Annotated in this window: 12 protein-coding genes; 6 read left to right on the top strand and 6 right to left on the bottom strand. The window is 49.7% G+C overall.

Annotated elements, in window-relative coordinates:
• The first annotated feature begins 71 nt into the window (after positions 1 to 71).
• The gene (locus A9B99_RS01000; RefSeq protein WP_064593793.1) at positions 72 to 932 is read left to right on the top strand and encodes an oxidoreductase; all 861 of its coding nucleotides are present in this window, start codon (positions 72 to 74) and stop codon (positions 930 to 932) included.
• Here the strand turns inward: A9B99_RS01000 and hglS are convergent.
• Positions 929 to 2,299 carry a 2-oxoadipate dioxygenase/decarboxylase HglS gene (hglS, locus tag A9B99_RS01005; RefSeq protein ID WP_064593795.1) on the bottom strand — a complete coding sequence of 457 codons (1,371 nt, stop codon included), beginning with the start codon at positions 2,297 to 2,299 and terminating at the stop codon, positions 929 to 931. The genes A9B99_RS01000 and hglS overlap by 4 nt on opposite strands.
• Before the next feature lie 333 nt (positions 2,300 to 2,632).
• Here hglS and A9B99_RS01010 point away from each other — a divergent pair, with 333 nt between their 5' ends.
• Positions 2,633 to 3,553 (top strand): LysR substrate-binding domain-containing protein, encoded by a 921-nt coding sequence (locus A9B99_RS01010; protein WP_064593796.1) that lies wholly within the window; start codon positions 2,633 to 2,635, stop codon positions 3,551 to 3,553.
• Positions 3,554 to 3,712: 159 nt separating this feature from the next.
• Entirely contained in the window at positions 3,713 to 6,007 is a 2,295-nt protein-coding gene (locus A9B99_RS01015; protein ID WP_064593798.1) for an FdhF/YdeP family oxidoreductase, read from the top strand.
• Between the two features lie 56 nt (positions 6,008 to 6,063).
• Here the strand turns inward: A9B99_RS01015 and A9B99_RS01020 are convergent, their stop codons facing one another.
• The 3 genes from A9B99_RS01020 to cybB form a co-directional block, all read right to left on the bottom strand.
• Positions 6,064 to 7,767 carry a methyl-accepting chemotaxis protein gene (locus tag A9B99_RS01020; protein WP_064593800.1) on the bottom strand — a complete coding sequence of 568 codons (1,704 nt, stop codon included), beginning with the start codon at positions 7,765 to 7,767 and terminating at the stop codon, positions 6,064 to 6,066.
• Positions 7,768 to 7,936: 169 nt separating this feature from the next.
• A complete protein-coding gene (locus tag A9B99_RS01025) occupies positions 7,937 to 9,580 on the bottom strand; it encodes a putative bifunctional diguanylate cyclase/phosphodiesterase (RefSeq protein ID WP_064593802.1) in 1,644 nt (547 codons plus the stop codon).
• Positions 9,581 to 9,850: 270 nt separating this feature from the next.
• Positions 9,851 to 10,384, bottom strand: a complete 534-nt coding sequence (gene cybB / locus A9B99_RS01030) for a cytochrome b561 (RefSeq protein ID WP_156518962.1) — start codon at positions 10,382 to 10,384, stop codon at positions 9,851 to 9,853.
• 185 nt (positions 10,385 to 10,569) lie between these two features.
• Here cybB and A9B99_RS01035 point away from each other — a divergent pair, with 185 nt between their 5' ends.
• A complete protein-coding gene (locus A9B99_RS01035) occupies positions 10,570 to 11,481 on the top strand; it encodes an alpha/beta hydrolase (protein WP_064593806.1) in 912 nt (303 codons plus the stop codon).
• A 2-nt stretch (positions 11,482 to 11,483) separates the two neighbouring features.
• Here the strand turns inward: A9B99_RS01035 and A9B99_RS01040 are convergent, their stop codons facing one another.
• Positions 11,484 to 12,296 (bottom strand): YdcF family protein, encoded by an 813-nt coding sequence (locus A9B99_RS01040; protein ID WP_197499243.1) that lies wholly within the window; start codon positions 12,294 to 12,296, stop codon positions 11,484 to 11,486.
• A gap of 318 nt (positions 12,297 to 12,614) precedes the next feature.
• On the opposite strand from A9B99_RS01040, the gene A9B99_RS01045 reads away from it, so the two are divergent.
• Positions 12,615 to 13,274 (top strand): O-methyltransferase, encoded by a 660-nt coding sequence (locus tag A9B99_RS01045; protein WP_064593808.1) that lies wholly within the window; start codon positions 12,615 to 12,617, stop codon positions 13,272 to 13,274.
• A gap of 113 nt (positions 13,275 to 13,387) precedes the next feature.
• Here the strand turns inward: A9B99_RS01045 and hrpA are convergent, their stop codons facing one another.
• Complete coding sequence (gene hrpA, locus A9B99_RS01050; protein WP_064593810.1) at positions 13,388 to 17,281, bottom strand: ATP-dependent RNA helicase HrpA; 3,894 nt, start codon at positions 17,279 to 17,281, stop codon at positions 13,388 to 13,390.
• A gap of 216 nt (positions 17,282 to 17,497) precedes the next feature.
• Here hrpA and A9B99_RS01055 point away from each other — a divergent pair, with 216 nt between their 5' ends.
• The gene (locus A9B99_RS01055) at positions 17,498 to 17,983 is read left to right on the top strand and encodes an Hcp family type VI secretion system effector (RefSeq protein ID WP_064593812.1); all 486 of its coding nucleotides are present in this window, start codon (positions 17,498 to 17,500) and stop codon (positions 17,981 to 17,983) included.
• Positions 17,984 to 18,002 lie beyond the last annotated feature (19 nt).

An 18,002-nucleotide genomic window follows, 5' to 3' on the forward strand; every position in this document is an offset into this window, starting at 1 on the left:
CGTGATTGACTGGAATAGTCGCACAAGACTGGCTTGTCTACAATTCAGAGTACACTAACAGGAGGTATCCAATGACAACCGTTCAACTGGCAGGCACCCGGCAATTAGGCGACAAGCAAGTATTCAGAATGGGTTACGGCGCAATGCAACTCGCCGGTCCTGGTGTTTTTGGCCCCCCGGATAACCCGGAACAGGCAATTGAAGTCCTGCGTCTGGCTATCGAACAAGGTATTAATCACATTGATACCTCAGATTTTTATGGCCCGCATATTACGAACCAACTCATCAGACAGGCATTGCACCCCTATAAAAAAGAGTTATGTCTGGTGACAAAAGTCAGCGCAAGGCGTGATGATAAAGGTAACTGGATACCGGCGATGTCGGAAAGTGAACTGACCCGGGCAGTGGAAGAAAATCTGGAAAACCTGGGCCTGGATCAACTGGATGTGGTCAACCTGAGAAGCATGTATGATGTGCATAAACCTGCAGAAGGTAGCCTCGAAGGCCCGTTAACGACATTGCTTAACCTGCAGTCACGGGGGTTAATTCGCCATATTGGGCTCAGCAATGTTACACCAACGCAAATCAAAGAGGCGCTGGCATTAACCCCTGTCGCCTGCGTACAAAACTACTATAACCTGGCCGAGCGCAGTGATGATGCGTTGATTGACTGGCTCGAACAACGCAACATCCCATACGTACCCTATTTCCCGCTCGGTGGGTTTACGCCGCTACAATCAGACGAACTCAGCGCTGTTGCCAGTGAACTCTCGGCCTCCCCCATGCAAGTTGCGCTGGCCTGGTTATTACAGCGGTCGCCCAATATTTTGTTGATTCCTGGCACCAGTAAGCCAGCGCATTTGCTGGCAAATATTGATGCAGCTAAGTTACAACTGCCTCAAGCGTACATCGAACGTCTGAATGCGCTTTAGTCGGTATCCGTTAGTCTGTTAACCGTAGCCAGACCGCACTGGCGACGGCTGCGGTTTTCAGTTTCCTGATACAGGACAAACGGATCTTTAACTGCACAGCCCAGAGCTGCTTCAAAGGCCTGCTGACTGGCATGCCCCTGTTCCCTGACCTGTGTTTCAGCCCCAAGGTTTGACTGAAAAATCCCGGCGGCACTTACTGGCAGGAAATCTTCATAAGTGACCGGGGACGCGGCGATCCAGCCTCGTTCAATGAGTGCTTGTGGGCTGTCGTCCGGTTTAATCGCCTGACGGTTTGCGTCTCCGGCAGGTAATAACCGGTATCGGTACCAGGCGAGCCCGGACTGACGCAGTGTTGTTTCGTCATCGGGGAAACGAGCAAAGGCATTACGTAACCGGTTTTGGTGCGCAAAATTATCCGCGGCGACACCGGCTTCTGCTAACAAGGTATCGTATAAACGCCGCCCTTTTGGTGTCAGTGCCACTCCTCGCTGTTCTATTTCGCCAAATCGTGCGGTATGCGCTCCCTGTGCCCCTTCGGCAAATACCACCTTTTCTTCCAGTGCCCGGAAGCTGGTCTGGCGCAGAAGAATGGGGTGCAGACGACGGGGTGGGCCTTCAATCACGTTTTTGGGCGTAACGCCATATTCAGGCATCAGTGCCTGTACCCGGTCAATGTCCAGTGTACGTGGTGTCAGATGGTTAATATGGCATCCAGGGAAACTGACGATATCGGCCACCAGACGGTGTGCGTTATGGAGGGCCTGGTATGTTTGCGCGTCCACGCAAGCCTGCTGGCGCCAGCGAAAGGTTTCCAGTGCTTCACGCACAAAACTCTGGGCCTGGGGGGCGGTTAGACCACCTTGTTGCGCGTGGATATCGACCAGCTCACGGCAGACTGGCGTAAAAATAGAACGCTTCGCCAGTATCTGCAGTGCCTGTTTACGCAAGGGGATATCTTCAATCAGTTCCGGGCGCAGTAAGGACGTAAAAACACGAAACGGGTTGCGGGCCAGTGCGGCATCTTCTGTAGGGCGAAACGCGGTTGAATGCACTGGTATACCGGCAACAGACAAATCATAGTACCCCACGGGATACATGCCCATGATGGCAAAAATCTTGCGCAATCCCGCCAGTTCTTCTGGCGTACCAACGCGAATGGCTCCATGCCGCTCAATATTCAGCCGGCCAATTTCTCCATCGTTTGTCAGTTGTTCAAGCAACATGGGGTGTTTTTCCAGCACGCCAATATTAACGTCGGCGACCAGATCCAACAATGTGCCGTATTGTGGAACTTCCTGCTGATACATCAGAGACATCGCCTGTGCGAACATTTCCCGAATTTCATCTGCGCTGACATACTCTGCCATATTGTTTTCCTCAGGCCTTTTCCCAAAGGGTAGATAACACCTCTGCGCCACACTGAAATTATTCAGCTTTTGTGATCATGGCAACGGGTAATATTTGGCGGTGATACCCCCTGCGTTCTCCATTTCTATAACCGGAGCATATGGCTGGCTGACGCGCAAAAATAGCTGGTACTGATTTGCCTCGATTCAGCCGGGGTACCCAATACAGTAGCGTAACTGGAATATTTAGTTTGTTTAAAATTTGCGATGTTTGTTAATGTAATTTTGCAATGAGGTTAGCAAAATACAGCTAAGTCACTTGAAAATAGCCAAAAACTGGTTTTAACATTCGTTATGGAAAATTATGGTCACTTCATGCAGCGCATTCGTTTGCGCCATTTACACACTTTCGTTGCCGTCGCTCAACAGGGAACTCTTGGGCGCGCGGCGCAAACGCTTAACCTCAGCCAACCGGCATTGTCCAAAACATTAAATGAGCTGGAAAACTTAATAGGAGCCCGGCTGCTTGAACGTGGGCGAATGGGGGCACATCTTACTCCAACGGGTGAGCAATTTTTGACCCATGCCCTGCGCATTCTTGACGCGCTTCAGGCCGCCGGACACTCGCTGCATTCAGCGACTCAGGGAGATCCTCAGGTGGTACGCCTTGGCGCGTTGCCAACGGCATTACTGGGGTTATTGCCTTCTGTAATCGGTCAGTTCCATCGACATCAGATTGGTGTCAGCCTGCAAGTGGCAGCCATGAATAACACCATGATTTTATCCGGGTTAAAAAGTGGTGAACTGGACTTTGGAATCGGCCGCATGTCTGACCCGGAATTAATGGGTGGATTAAGCTACGAATTGCTGTTTCTGGAATCACTGCGCCTGGTGGTTCACCCGGGGCACCCGCTACTTAATGAAACGCTGACATTTCGCCGTATTCTTGACTGGCCAGCCGTTGTGCTGCCTGAAGGCACGCCGCCTCGCGACAGAACTGAAGCATTACTCAAAGAGCAAGGGTGCAAGCTGTCACCCTGCCATGTTGAGACCTTGTCGGCTTCACTTTCCCGGCAACTCGCCATTGATTACGACTACGTTTGGTTCGTGCCTTCAGGCGCGGTAAAAGAAGATCTTAAAACAGGGGTGCTGGTCTCACTACCTGTAGCCATACCGGGAAATGGTGAACCAGTGGGTATTCTGACCCGCGTCGATACCCCACTTTCTGTTCATGCAGTGACATTAATTAATACCATTCGCCAAACAATTGCCTGATTATATTGTGTTGCGCAAATCGCATAATAAGTAACACTGCCAGAACGTTCAGGAAACAATAATCGCACATTGTTGCGCGAATGTTGGAAATTTGCGGCGTATACTGCATGTATTGATTACGCGAACTATTGCGTAAATTTCCAGTATGGACGTCACATTATGAAATTTAAAACAGCGATTAAACCTTATCACGCGGCTGCAGGCGGCTGGGGATCACTGGAAGCGACCACACGGTTTGTATTTGACAGCAAACGCGCAATTAAGAATTTGCGCAACCTGATGCGTATGAACAAAGCTAAAGGCTTTGACTGCCCCGGTTGTGCCTGGGGCGATGATAATAAAAGCACATTCAGTTTTTGCGAGAATGGCGCTAAAGCCGTCACATGGGAGGCCACCCGCCGCCATATCACCGCAGAATTTTTTGCCCGGCACACTGTCAGCGCGTTACGCAAACAAAGTGACTATTTTCTGGAGTACCAGGGCCGTCTGACTGAACCTTTATGTTACAACCCTGAAACCGATCATTACGAAGCCATCACCTGGCAGGATGCTTTTGCCCTGGTCGCCAGCCATATTCGGGCAATGGACAACCCAAACCAACTGGAACTTTACACTTCCGGGCGGGCAAGTAATGAAGCGTCTTATCTGTACCAGGTATTCGGGCGTATGCTCGGTACGAATAATTTTCCTGACTGTTCGAATATGTGCCATGAAGCCAGCGGTAGTGGGCTGAAACGCAGTATTGGCGTTGGCAAAGGTACTATTCGCCTCGATGATTTTGACAAAGCTAACGCTATTTTTGTGTTTGGCCAAAACCCAGGCACTAATCACCCTCGTATGCTTCACAGCCTGCGTCATGCGGCTGAAAACGGCGCCCGTATTGTGACTTTCAATACTCTGCGTGAACGTGGACTTGAGCGGTTTGCTGATCCACAAAAACCGCTTGAGGTAGTCACTCCTTTAGCGGGTAACATCAGCTCTATGTATTATCAGCCGAATTTGGGTGGGGATATGGCGGCAGTGCGCGGTATGGCAAAAGCCCTGTTAGAAACCCACCGGCAGCACCTGAAAGACGGTTTACCTGGCATTTTTGATGACGCTTTTATTCGTAAACATACCCTGGGAATTGAACAGTGGTTTGCTGAAATCGATAACACCAGTTGGGACTTCATCACTAGCCAGTCTGGCCTGAGTGAGCAGCAACTACGTGAAGCAGCCAGCATCTGGCAAGATTCGGAGCGGGTTATCTGCACCTGGGCTATGGGTATTACCCAGCATAAACATTCGCTGGATAGCGTGCGAGAGATAGTCAACCTGCAATTACTGGGCGGACACCTGGGCAAACCGGGGGCAGGATTATGCCCGGTACGTGGGCACAGCAATGTTCAGGGTAACCGTACTATGGGGATTGATGAAAAACCCCCTGCCGCCTTACTCGACAGTCTGGCAAAGCATTTCGACTTCACTCCACCTCGTGAACCTGGCCATAACACAGTTGAAGCTATTGAAGCCATGCTGCGTGATGAGGTTCGGGTTCTGATAACCCTTGGTGGCAACCTTGCCGCCGCAGCGCCTGATAGCGAGCGTACTGCCGAAGCATTATCCCGGTGTGGACTGACCGTACATATCAGCACCAAAATGAACCGTAGCCACCTTTATCCTGGCATTAATGCACTGATCCTGCCTACTCTTGGGCGCACTGAAGAAGACATTCAGGAAAGTGGCCGCCAGTTTATTACTGTCGAGGATTCTTTCAGTATGGTGCATGCATCAGAAGGCATCGGCAAACCACTGGCCGCCACGCAACGGTCTGAAACAGCCATTGTCGCCGGAATCGCCGCTGCAACACTTGGTTGTGAAAAGCTTGACTGGCTTGCCCTGAGTGCTGATTACAACCTGATTCGTGACCATATTGCTGCCACTATACCAGGATTTACTGATTTCAATGAAAAATGCGAAGAACCTGGTGGGTTCTGGTTGGGCAATGCGGCGGCAAGCTATCGTTTTGCCACCCCGAGTGGTAAAGCGGAGTTCAGCGCGGCGCCATTGCCGCAATCTGTCACCCCAGTTGACGCCCCATTTATATTGCAAACACTACGTTCTCATGACCAGTACAACACTACAATTTATGGTCTGGATGACCGTTATCGGGGTGTTTACGGCCAGCGCGAAGTGTTATTTATGAATCCGGATGATATTGCAGCGCTTGGGCTGAAACCTGGTGATGACGTGGATATCGAAACCCACTGGAATGACGGTATTGAACGAAAAGTCACAGGCTTCAAACTGGTCAGTTATGCTATTCCGCGCGGCAACCTGGCAGCTTACTATCCGGAAACGAACCCGTTGATCCCACTGTCCAGCTTTGGTGATGGTACAGGTACGCCCACCTCCAAATCTGTACCTGTGAGTATTACCGCTTCACAGCCGCATCCGGGTTTACGCCTGGTATAAATGAAGCAACCCACAAGCATTGCTTGTGGGTTGAATTTGACCAATGTCCTGTCGCGTTAAAAAGTTTCCCAGTTTTCATGGCTGGCAGATGCTGTCTGAGGCAACGCAGCCTGCGGTTTTCTCGCGGTACTGGACGGTGTACTAACAACCTTCGTATCACCATATAACCGGAAGATCCCTACAGCCTGAGACAGTATTGCCGCCTGCTCCTCAAGAGAACGTGCAGCAGCTGAAGCCTCCTGAACCAGTGCCGAGTTTTGCTGTGTGGCATTATCCATTTCAGTTATGGCCTGGCCTACCTGTTCTATGCCACGGCTTTGCTCATCGGATGCAGAAGCAATTTCCTGCATAATACCGGTTACGCTTTTCACCGATTCCACAATATCGGTCATTGTACTGCCAGCTTCCCGGGCTTCTCCTGACCCCTGCTCAATAAGTGAAACTGATTCATTAATCAAACTCTCAATTTCTTTGGCTGCCTGGGCACTGCGTTGTGCCAGTGTGCGAACCTCACTGGCAACCACAGAGAATCCCCGCCCCTGCTCACCTGCCCGTGCGGCTTCAACTGCGGCATTGAGCGCCAGAATGTTAGTCTGAAACGCAATACTGTTAATAACAGACGTAATTTCCGATATTTTCCGCGAGCTGGCAGAAATGTTGTTCATGGTAGAAACCACGCCGGTGACAATACGCCCACCATGAGTGGCTTTATTTGATGCTTCACTTGCCAGTTTGCTCGCGTGGTGTGCGTTTTCAGCGTTTTGCTTCACTGTCGCAGTCAGTTGCTCCATGCTGGCGGCCGTTTGTTCAATCGCTGCAGCCTGTTGCTCGGTTCGTGAAGCTAAATCGACGTTGCCAGCCGAGATATCACTGGTTCCCTGATAAATACCACTGGCACCATCACGCACTGTGGTGACAGTACGAGCCAGAGATTGCTGCATGTGTTGCAAGTGCTTGTTGAGCATGCCAATCTCACTGCGGCTGGTTAATTCTTCTGGTTGTGTGAGGTCGCCAGCGTCAATAGCCTCAATTCGCTTAACAGCACGTTGCAAGGGTTGTATCACTATTTTTCGCAACATGACGAAGGTCATAGCTGTCATAAATAAAGCCAGCACAAAAGCGCCCCCCATCACCATCAGACCAATACTTGTATCATGATGCGCCATAGCGTTAAGGTGATTAGAGCGCGCTGTCCGAATGGCAATTGCTTTCAGCAAAACTTCATTATAGGCATCGTCCAGTTTGCGTAATTGCTCATTTTCCTGATTAATAATGGCCTCAAACATGCCGTTTTTCGCATATTTGAGCATCGGTTTCATGCCTTTTTCGATATAGTCATTAAAACGGGTTGTCAGCTCACCATCCAGTGCGATGTCTTCTGGTGTTTTTGAACGGCGAGCCATGTAAACCGCAAATCCTTCCTTAGCCTTTTTTATGCGGGCTTCTGCATCAGCGATGTCTTTGCTCATGACGTCCATATCCGCGACACGCCCTGCCGCACCAGCATGAATTAATAAAATGCGAGCGGTACGCAGGTGGTTGGAACTGTTGGAGATCCCCATGCGAACCTGTATTTCATCGGTGACATCACTGAGCGCGTTATTGCCCTGAACCAGAAAATAGCCAGCAAGCCCGATACATAACGCAAAAAGCAGTAACACACCGCCCAGGATGGCGGAAAAGAGGGGAACCAAACGGACGTGATGCCAAAAATGAACCGGCCCGGTAGTGATTGGTGCAGATGTCGTTGCCCTTTCCATAATAACTCTCTTTAAATTTATAAGGTGTACAAAGAAAGCAATACCAATGACATCGGCATTTGTAGCCGTTTTATTACGCCTTAAAGGCAATTTTGTGCAGTGTTAACAAGATTATGCCGGGAAGATCACACTTTCCCGGCTGGAGGGAAACAGAAAAACGCAAAACGCGTTATAAGTGGTCTATATCCGTCGGTTTACCAAACAGGAAGCCCTGAATCTCACTACATCCTTCTTCTTCCAGAATGCGTAATTGCTCCACAGTTTCCACCCCTTCAGCTATCAATGGTGTGTGAATGGAATTACCCAGTGAAATAATAGCCCGCACAAAAGAGCGTGCTTCATAGCTTTTCTCGACATTATTGAGAAAGCTTTTATCCAGTTTAATCACGTCAAACTGAAATTCTCTGAGGGTACTCAAAGAAGAGTAGCCGGTTCCGAAGTCATCCAGAGCAATACTTATTCCCATTTTTTGAAACTGATGTAATACATTGAATGTCAGCTGTTTATTAATAATAAACGCAGTTTCTGTCACTTCAAATTCCAGCAAACTCATTGGATAAGTTGAACGTTGCAACAACGTGCGTACTCGCTCAATAAAATTAGGGTGGCGTAATTGTACCGGGGAGATGTTAATCGATATTTTTTTATTTATTCCTTTCTCCATTGCCTCCTGACATACGGTACTAATTACCCAGTAACCTAAGGGTACAATGGCCCCGCTTTCTTCGGCAATAGGGATAAAAATATCGGGTGAAATTGACCCCAGCCGGGGATGATTCCAGCGTAGTAACGCTTCATAACCCGAAATTTCTTTATCCTTAATAGCGCGTTTTTCCTGGTAATGCAGAAAAAATTGACCCTCTTTGATGCCCTTGCGGATATCCCCGGCCAGCATATTGCGATAGCGGGTTTCCTCATCCATGTCTTTTTCGTACCAGCAAATCTTAACGTCCGTAGCCTGCTTGGCCCGGTACATAGCTAAATCTGAGTTACTGAGTAGTTTCTTAATATCTGTAGCATCATCAGGGTAAACAGCCACTCCCATGCTGGCCGACACGGTAAATTCGGTTGTAGCGAATTTTTGCAGCCCGGAGAAACAGGCATATAGCCGGGAAGTGAACGCACGGGCTTCCAGGCGGCTGTTGTAGCCTTTCACAGCAACGAATTCATCGCCCCCAAAGCGGGCAACCATTTCATCTTTACCCAGTATTTTGAGCGTTTGTGCTGCAACGCGCTGTAATAGTTGGTCGCCGACATGGTGACCCTCAATATCATTAATATCTTTGAATTTATCAAGGTCGATAGTGCAAACGGCAATACGCTGATACTCGCTGTTATTAAGCAACTGTTCAACAAACGAGAAAAACTCAACCCGGTTTGGCAGGCCAGTTAATGCATCATAACGCGCCATCCAGGATATTTTGTCATTGATTTCTTTTTGCTCACTGATGTCGCGGGTGATTTTAGCAAAACCCAGATGAATTCCCTCATCATCGTAAATTGGATCGACAACCACATGAGCCCAGAAACGGGAACCATCTTTGCGATAGCGCCAGCCTTCCCCTTCATACTGTCCATGGTCTAAAGCCAGTTGAAGGTTGCGTAAGGGCAAACCAGCGTTTCGGTCCTGCTCACTGTAGAAAATACCGTAATGCTGACCGACGATTTCATCGCTACTGTAACCTTTTGCCCGGTGTGCGCCTTCGTTCCAACTGGCCACCGTTCCGTCAGGATTCAACATGTAAATAGCGTAATCCTTTACTTGTTCAATAAAATGGCGATAAACAAAATCACTCAGTCGCTTGTGGCTCATGTAAGATGGACCCTGTTCCAGGTATTGTAATTAGTAAAATAGAAACTTTTTCTCACAAGCATTATCGCCTGTCATCTATTTTTCTTTATGTGTTGCGTATGGATAGATTAAATAGCATATGAGTTATCTGTAGTGCAGTTCATCCTTGATGGGTATTGTTTGCAAGCCGCGCATTGGGCACAAGAAGGTTCCCTGCCCGGGTTGCAGAACCTGAACAAGTGTGTTGCAGGAAAATCTGCCACCGGCCAGGCAGTGGCAGATTTCAGGTGATTAACTGGATTTTTTACGCGGCATCATGCGTAACAATGTATTGTCTTTCCAAAAATAATGGTGTGCCAGCGCAGCCGCGGCATGAAGACCGATAACATAGTACCCAACGGTTGCCACCAGCTCATGGATTTCTTTAACCTGCCAGGCGAAATCTTCACGAGGCGTAGCTGCGACAGGCATAGGCAAACCAAAGATAGCCCAATCAGTCCCGCTGTAATAACGATAGACTATCCCCAATATTGGCAGGGCAATAAACATCAGGTACAGCACCAGATGCGCCAGGTGAGATAACCCTGTCACCATAGGTGATGGTTTAGGTTCAATTGGCGGTGTTGGCCAGATGGCCCGCCCGGCCAGGCGCGCGAACATCAGCACCATAATAAGAATCCCGGAACCATAGTGCAGGCTGCTAAGTACGGGGCGGAAACTCCGTGGGAAAAACCCCCGCAACTCCATGGAGCAGTAAACGATAATCACCAGTAAGAAAACCAGCCAGTGCAGCGTTATCTGAACCGAACTGTACTTTCCACGCATAACGACATCCTCAATATTCAGTGAAGTGTTCAACATACTGATTGCGCATTAAGAATTCATTAATTTTCCTTTGTGTTCAGTGCAAAAAACAGCTTTTGCATAAGTGACACCTGTTTCAGGGTTAGTGGTAAGCTGTTTGTTGTTTACCTGTTGAGTGAACCCGTTCTGTTTTAAGAAGGATACTTATGAACCCTGATTACCACACCATACCACGCAAGGAGCCTGATGAAACATTTACCATTTGGTCTGCGGGTGAAGCACCTGGCGCACATACCAGTCCGGCTCACTATGTTCTTACGGAACGTAGTGAACTGGCCTGGTTGCCTGACCGTGCAGCCAGTGGAATAAAAGCTCCGTTTATCAGTATCTGGCGGCCAGAAGTATCTAATGGGATTGCCCTTTTGGTGATCCCTGGCGGCGGTTATAACCGCGTCGTTATTGATAAAGAAGGTAGCGACCTTGCCACACGTTTCACTGCACAAGGGTATTCGCTGTTTGTCATGACCTACCGCATGCCCGATGGCGGCCACAGTGAAGCCAGCCTGGCCCCCCTTGCAGATGTTCAACGCGCCATCCGGGTTATGCGCGCCCGTGCCCAAGAATGGGGATTGAATACACAGCGTATTGGTGTTCTGGGTTTTTCTGCCGGGGGGCACCTTGCCGGTAGCCTTGCAACACACTTTGACTACCCGGCTTACGCGGCAACGGAAGAAGCCGACCACCTCAGTGCCCGCCCGGATTTCGCCGCGCTGATGTACCCGGTTATCACGATGGATGCAGCGTTAACTCACCCCGGTTCAGCCCGTGCGTTACTGGGCGCAACCCCTGAGCCACACTGGCGACAACACCATTCACTGGAATTACAGGTCCGTGATGATATGCCCCCGGTATTTCTTGCGCATGCTGCCGATGATCCGTCGGTGCCTGTCGCAAACAGTTTGTTAATGTTTCAGGCATTACTTGCTCACAAGGTTCCTGCTGAAATGCATATTTTTCAACAAGGGCAGCATGGTTTTGGTCTTCGCGGCTGTCTTGATTTACCTGCCCGAAGCTGGCCTGAATTGCTGATGAACTGGATTGAGGCGCAATGTCAGTAGCGTTATGCAAGTTTGCGCGCAGCAAGCATACCACGCAGAGGCTCACAGGCAGATAAACGTCGCCATGCCAGCCTGATCTCTTCCGGTAGTGGCACATGGGCAATAAAGCCTTTCCCTGCGGGGCCATAGCCATTGTTGTCATCGTACAAACGAGGCAGTTCCCCCATCACCAGTTCGATAAAACGGTTAACCGGCCATAAGCCTGTTTCTTCATTTTCAAATACTATATCTTCGCCATGGCTGGTTAACCTGGGTACAAACCCCGGAGATGACACGCAGTCTGGCAGGATGGAAACCTGGTTTTGCAGGCGGGCAAACGTTGCCATTGTGCGCCGCTGCATGGTGGGGTCCTGAACGACAACCAGTTGCTCTGGCTCCAGCCCGCGCAATTGCATTAAACGCCATGAAAAATCAACATTTTCACCGCAGTTCGTCGCCTCGCATTCGAGTAATATTTGCTCGGGCGCCAGACCAGCAACGGTGGCGGCCATTTCACCAATCACTGATGCTTCTGTACGCCCACCAGTATGAATGTGCTGGTAACGAACGCTTTGCTGTACCGCCTGATATAACCACCCCGTAGAATGGCCGATACCACCGGTTATTAGCAAGAGTGCCTGTAATTCACGGGCCTGATGAAAAGCATGTTCAATAACTGGCAATACAGCATTGCCAGCCAGTACAACTATTGAAGAGCGTGCTGTATCAATATCAGTATCACGTTGGGCAAGCCAGTCACTAACCAGATTAAGGTCTTCAAGCATATTGTCGTTTTTGCCATGTACTGGCATAGCACTGTCTGAGGATGTTTCCAATGGTTCTCTCCTGCGCTGTTTGTTCCGGTAATGAGGCAAGTGAATTATTCGGTTGAACCGATCACGCCACCTCACGGCCATGCTTTTGCCATCTTATTCTTTTAACGAGTAAAAAGGCCAGAAACATTCCAGGGTCGCCTGGTATTGTTGATGCCGGAGCATTGTCGCTGGTTGCAGAATCAGTATGCATGGTGATGGGCAGTTGCCTGGCAGTTCTGGGGTGAAGTGTGAACAGTAATCACGGTGTCACCGCTATTCATTATTTTTATGTATAGTAGTTGTTGAATTTTTGTTGGGTCAACGCCTGCGAGGTGAACAATGCAAGAACAGTGGTCGGCTGTAGATAACTGGTTAATGTCAGCGTTGCTGCCGCAAGATGAGATACTGGAACGAGTGTTGAAAAATAACCAACAGGCAGGCTTGCCTGCCATTGACGTTTCCCCTACTCAGGGACAGTTTCTGGCGATGCTGATTACCATTTCTGGTGCACAACGCATCCTGGAAATCGGCACACTGGGTGGCTACAGTGCTATCTGGATGGCAAGAGCATTACCTGAAGGTGGTAAAATTGTCAGCCTCGAATTTGACCCGCACCATGGGCGCATTGCGCAACAGAATATTGATTTAGCAGGTGTTACTGGCAAAGCAGAAATAATCATTGGCCCTGCGCTGAAATCACTACCGGGGCTTGTGCAGCAACCGCCATTTGATTTTATTTTTATAGATGCAGACAAACGCAACAACCCGGCCTACTTAGACTGGGCACTGCGCCTGTCGCGCCCTGGCACACTGATTTTTGGCGACAATGTGGTGCGCAACGGCGCAATTACCGATGCGCAACACCCCGATCCCCATGTACAGGGTATACAGGCATTTTTACAGGATGCAGGGCAATCGGGAAGATTAACCGCCACTGCGCTGCAAACCACAGGAATCAAGGGATGGGATGGTTTTATGCTGGCGCGGGTTAACGAGTAAGCAGGCTGAGTATTGCAGGGCTACTGAAACGTTCAGTAGCCCTGTAGTGAGGCATCTGTGTATTAGATACCAAAGTAGTTAGATATCAGAGTAGCCAGACGCCAGGAGCCTGGTTATTCCGTTATGGCATCCATCGCCTGAATAATACGTTTATCGGAGACTGGAAAAGGTGTACCGAGTTGCTGGGCAAAATAACTCACCCGTAACTCTTCAATCATCCAGCGAATTGCCAGCACATCTTCGTCTTCCCGGCGGTTGGCGGGCAATTTGTTGAGCCATTTCACCCACGCTTGCTGAACCTGGTCCACTTTCAGCATTTGCGCCCGGTCGCGATGCGGATCCACAGCCAGCTTTTCAAGGCGCTTGTCGATGGCCTGTAAATAGCGCAGTGTATCGCCCAGTCGGTTATAGCCGTTTTGTGTAACAAAACCCCGGTAAACCAGCCCGGACAGCTGTGATTTCACGTCGGACAGAGCCAATGCCATGGTCATGTCCACTCGCCCTTTCAGGCGCTTGTTAATAGCGAAAACGGCCGACAGAATCTGCTCTACCTGGCTTGCGATATCCACGACCTGGTCATTCAACTCCGCACGCACTTTTTCATGCAGCGCCTGGAACCCCGCTTCATCCCAAACGGGCCCTCCGGCATCGGCAACCAGCTTGTCAACACCACAGGCAATACAGTCATCGATTAAATCCAGCACCTTACCATAGGGGTTAAAATAGAGACCAAGTTTGGCTTTATTGGGCAATTTTTCATGCAGGTATTTAATGGGCGATGGAATGTTGAGCAGCAGCAAACGCCTGAGCCCAGTGCGCATAGCCTGTTGTTGTTCATGAGGGTTATCAAACAAACGGATAGCGACGCTGTCTTTGTCATCCACCAGTGCCGGCCATGCTTTTACCCGGTAGTTACCGCGTTTTTGCTCATAACTTTCAGGTAAAGCGCCAAAGCTCCAGACATGCAGACCACTTTGTTCAATACCATCATCGGCAACCGCGGACAGCGTTTCCTGCACTTTTGCTTTCAGGCTTTCTTTAAGTGCTTCTAAATCCCGGCCTTCACGCAGTTTCTGGTTTTTTTCATCAACCACGCGAAAAGTCATTTTCAGGTGATCGGGCACCTGTTCCCAGTGCCAGGATTCGCGGTCAACAGTGACACCAGTCATTTTGCGTAATTCACGCTCCAGGCTGTCGAGTAACGGTTGTTGGCCATCTGTCCGGCCCAGAAATGCCTCGGCATAGTTTGGTGCAGGAACAAAATGACGGCGCACTGGCTTAGGCAAGGATTTAATCAATGCAATGACCAGTTCACGCCGCAACCCGGGAATTTGCCACTCGAACCCGGCTGGCGAAACCTGGTTAAGCAGTGGTAACGGGATATGCACTGTCACACCATCGGCATCATTACCTGGTTCAAACTGGTAACTCAGGCGCAGTTTAAGTGCCCCCTGATGCCAGAAGTTCGGGTAATCAAGCTTGCTGACCTGGCCGGCCCCCTCTTTTATCAGCATCCCTTTTTCGAAGCTGAGCAAATCCGGTGATGCTTTGCTGGCTTGTTTCCACCAGGTGTCAAAGTGGCGTGCAGAGATAGCTTCGTGGCTGATACGCTGGTCGTAGAAATCAAACAGTGTGTCGTCGTCTACCAGGATGTCACGGCGGCGGGATTTATGCTCCAGTTCTTCCACCTCGGCCCGCAGTTTCTGGTTTTCACGGAAGAAACTGTGCCTGGTTTGCCAGTCGCCTTCCACTAACGCGTGGCGGATAAACAACTCGCGGCATAAGACCGGGTCAATCTGGCTGTAATTAACCTGCCGGGCAGCAACAATAGGTAAGCCAAACAGAGTGACTTTTTCTGTTGCCATAACGGCACCTTGCGCCCGTGACCAGTGTGGTTCACTCCAGCTGCGTTTAATCAGATGCTGCGCCAGTGGTTCTACCCACTCTGGCTCAATTTTTGCCGCAATTCTGCCCCATAAGCGGCTGGTTTCAACCAGTTCGGCCACCATGACCCAGCGCGGCGGTTTTTTAAATAACCCTGAGCCAGGGAAAATAGCAAAGCGGGCGTTACGTGCGCCAGTAAACTCCTGCTTTTCGGCATCCTTCATGCCAAGGTGGGACAACAGTCCTGTGAGTAAAGCGGTATGTATGGCGCGGTAATCGCCAGGTTCGCTGTTGACCGGTAAGCGGAAAGTTTTAACGACCTGGCGTAACTGGGTATAGATATCCTGCCACTCTCTTACCCGCAGGTAATTGAGGTATTCAGCGCGGCACAGGCGGCGGAACTGGCTGGATGAAAGTGCCCGTTGCTGCTCGCCCAGGTAATTCCACAGATTTACCCAGGCCATAAAATCCGACTCTTTATCCTGAAAACGGCGATGTTTTTCATCTGCCGCCTGCTGTTTCTCCACCGGGCGTTCGCGGGGATCCTGAATAGACAGGGCCGAAGTGATTATCATCATTTCGCGCACACAGCCTTGCTTCGCCCCTTCCAGAACCATACGCGCCAGACGCGGATCGACAGGCAACTGTGCAAGTTGGCGGCCTTCAGCCGTCAGCTGCCAGCCATCGCCTTGCTTATTGTGAGTAATAGCGCTGAGTTCTTCCAGTAAACGCACGCCGTCCTGAATGTTACGTTTGTCCGGTGCCTCAACAAAGGGAAAGGCTGCAATGTCTCCAAGCCCCAGAGAAGTCATCTGCAAAATGACTGAGGCAAGATTGGTGCGCAGAATTTCCGGGTCGGTAAATTCAGGGCGCGAGAGAAAATCGTCTTCACTGTAAAGACGGATACAGATCCCTTCAGAAACGCGCCCACAACGGCCTTTACGCTGGTTAGCTGAAGCCTGAGAGATGGGTTCAATTGGCAGGCGCTGAACTTTGGTTCGGTAACTGTAGCGGCTGATACGGGCAGTACCCGGATCAATCACATATTTAATGCCTGGCACAGTCAGTGACGTTTCTGCCACGTTGGTTGCCAGCACTATGCGCCGCCCGGTATGAGACTGAAATACCCGGTTTTGTTCGTTGTTTGACAAACGGGCATACAACGGCAGTACTTCTGTGTGCGGCAAGTCCAGTTTATTGAGACCGTCTGCAGTATCGCGGATTTCCCGTTCACCGCTCATAAAAATCAGGATGTCACCCGGGCTCTCATGGCTCAGTTCATCCACCGCATCAAAAATTGCCTGCAACTGGTCGCGTTCGGTATCGTCTTCTGTATCCACAATCGGGCGGTAACGCACTTCGACCGGGTACGTTCGCCCGGAAACCTCAATAATGGGCGCATTATTGAAATGGCGGGAAAAGCGTTCCGGGTCAATGGTTGCCGAAGTGATAATAACTTTTAAGTCCGGGCGGCGAGGCAGTAACTCTTTTAAATAACCCAACAAGAAATCGATGTTCAGGCTGCGTTCGTGGGCTTCATCAATAATTAATGTGTCGTACTGCATCAGCATACGGTCTTGCTGAATCTCTGCCAGCAGAATACCGTCAGTCATCAGTTTGACATGCGTCTGTTCGCTCACCTGGTCTGTAAAGCGCACTTTGTACCCAACGCACCCACCGGGTTCAGTGTTGAGTTCTTCGGCAATACGGTTGGCGACGGTGCGTGCTGCCAGGCGCCGTGGCTGAGTATGACCAATCAGGCCTTTCACACCCCGGCCTAACTCCATACAGATCTTCGGTAACTGGGTTGTCTTCCCGGAACCAGTTTCCCCGGCCACGATGACCACCTGGTTATCGCGCACGGCTTCAAAAATAGCCGCTTTCTTTTGGCTGACTGGCAGGTCTTCCGGGTAGGTTATCACCGGGCGGTTTGCCAGACGTTGTAAAACACGCTCCTGAGCCTGATTCATCTCTTCAGCGAGCGTGGTCAGAATGGCTTCGCGGGATTCCGGACGGGTCTTTTTAACCCCATGCAAACGGCGAGAGAACGCCTGGCGGTCGCGCAGTAGTAAGTTATCGAGCTGCGCATATAACGCATTCAAAGTTATAGTTTTATTGTCCATATATTCTGTATCGACGCGGCCCGTTGCAGGTTTGCCGGGCCTAATAAGGGGTTTGAGGGCCAATTGTGTAAAAAAACACGCTAAGAACATAAGTAATTGTAATTATATATCTCTTAAAAAACCTCAAAAATACTTTTGAATACAAACTCTTCACTCAAACCGTTTAATACCCTATAATTAACAATGTCTTACATGGATTAGTTAAAGGAAAAATTTATGCCAATTCCCGCTTATCTTTGGCTCAAAGATGATGGTGGTGCCGACATTCGTGGTACCGTTGATCTACAGGACCGTGAGGGAAGCATTGAAATACTCGGTTTTTCACACGGGGTGAACCTTCCGGTTGATACAGCTACGGGTAAAATTACCGGCAAACGCTCCCACGCCCCAATCTCCTTTGAAAAAGAATTCGATTCATCAAGCCCCTACCTTTATAAAGCTGTATCAAAGGGGCAGACACTCAAATCAGCTGAATTCAAATGGTATCGAATTAATCATGCTGGTCAGGAAGAAGAATATTTCAATATGCTACTGGAAGGCGTAAAAGTAGTGTCAGTTAATCCTGGTATGCCAAATGCTAAAATGGCAGGAATGTCAGCGATAAACCACATGGAGTCGGTATCTTTCATGTATGAAAAGATCACCTGGAAATATTGCGACGGGAACATTCTGTTCTCTGACAGTTGGGAAGACCGCGCCTAAAGAACTTACCGGGCGTAGC

The organism is Mangrovibacter phragmitis, from assembly GCF_001655675.1.
Taxonomy (GTDB): Bacteria; Pseudomonadota; Gammaproteobacteria; order Enterobacterales; family Enterobacteriaceae; genus Mangrovibacter; species Mangrovibacter phragmitis.

What these genes read in the sequence shown, in the direction of transcription:
- A9B99_RS01000 (WP_064593793.1), top strand. Translation starts at nt 72, where the DNA reads ATGACAACCGTTCAACTGGCAGGCACCCGGCAATTAGGCGACAAGCAA.
- hglS (WP_064593795.1), bottom strand. Translation starts at nt 2,299, where the DNA reads ATGGCAGAGTATGTCAGCGCAGATGAAATTCGGGAAATGTTCGCACAG.
- A9B99_RS01010 (WP_064593796.1), top strand. Translation starts at nt 2,633, where the DNA reads ATGGAAAATTATGGTCACTTCATGCAGCGCATTCGTTTGCGCCATTTA.
- A9B99_RS01015 (WP_064593798.1), top strand. Translation starts at nt 3,713, where the DNA reads ATGAAATTTAAAACAGCGATTAAACCTTATCACGCGGCTGCAGGCGGC.
- A9B99_RS01020 (WP_064593800.1), bottom strand. Translation starts at nt 7,767, where the DNA reads ATGGAAAGGGCAACGACATCTGCACCAATCACTACCGGGCCGGTTCAT.
- A9B99_RS01025 (WP_064593802.1), bottom strand. Translation starts at nt 9,580, where the DNA reads ATGAGCCACAAGCGACTGAGTGATTTTGTTTATCGCCATTTTATTGAA.
- cybB (WP_156518962.1), bottom strand. Translation starts at nt 10,384, where the DNA reads ATGCGTGGAAAGTACAGTTCGGTTCAGATAACGCTGCACTGGCTGGTT.
- A9B99_RS01035 (WP_064593806.1), top strand. Translation starts at nt 10,570, where the DNA reads ATGAACCCTGATTACCACACCATACCACGCAAGGAGCCTGATGAAACA.
- A9B99_RS01045 (WP_064593808.1), top strand. Translation starts at nt 12,615, where the DNA reads ATGCAAGAACAGTGGTCGGCTGTAGATAACTGGTTAATGTCAGCGTTG.
- hrpA (WP_064593810.1), bottom strand. Translation starts at nt 17,281, where the DNA reads ATGGACAATAAAACTATAACTTTGAATGCGTTATATGCGCAGCTCGAT.
- A9B99_RS01055 (WP_064593812.1), top strand. Translation starts at nt 17,498, where the DNA reads ATGCCAATTCCCGCTTATCTTTGGCTCAAAGATGATGGTGGTGCCGAC.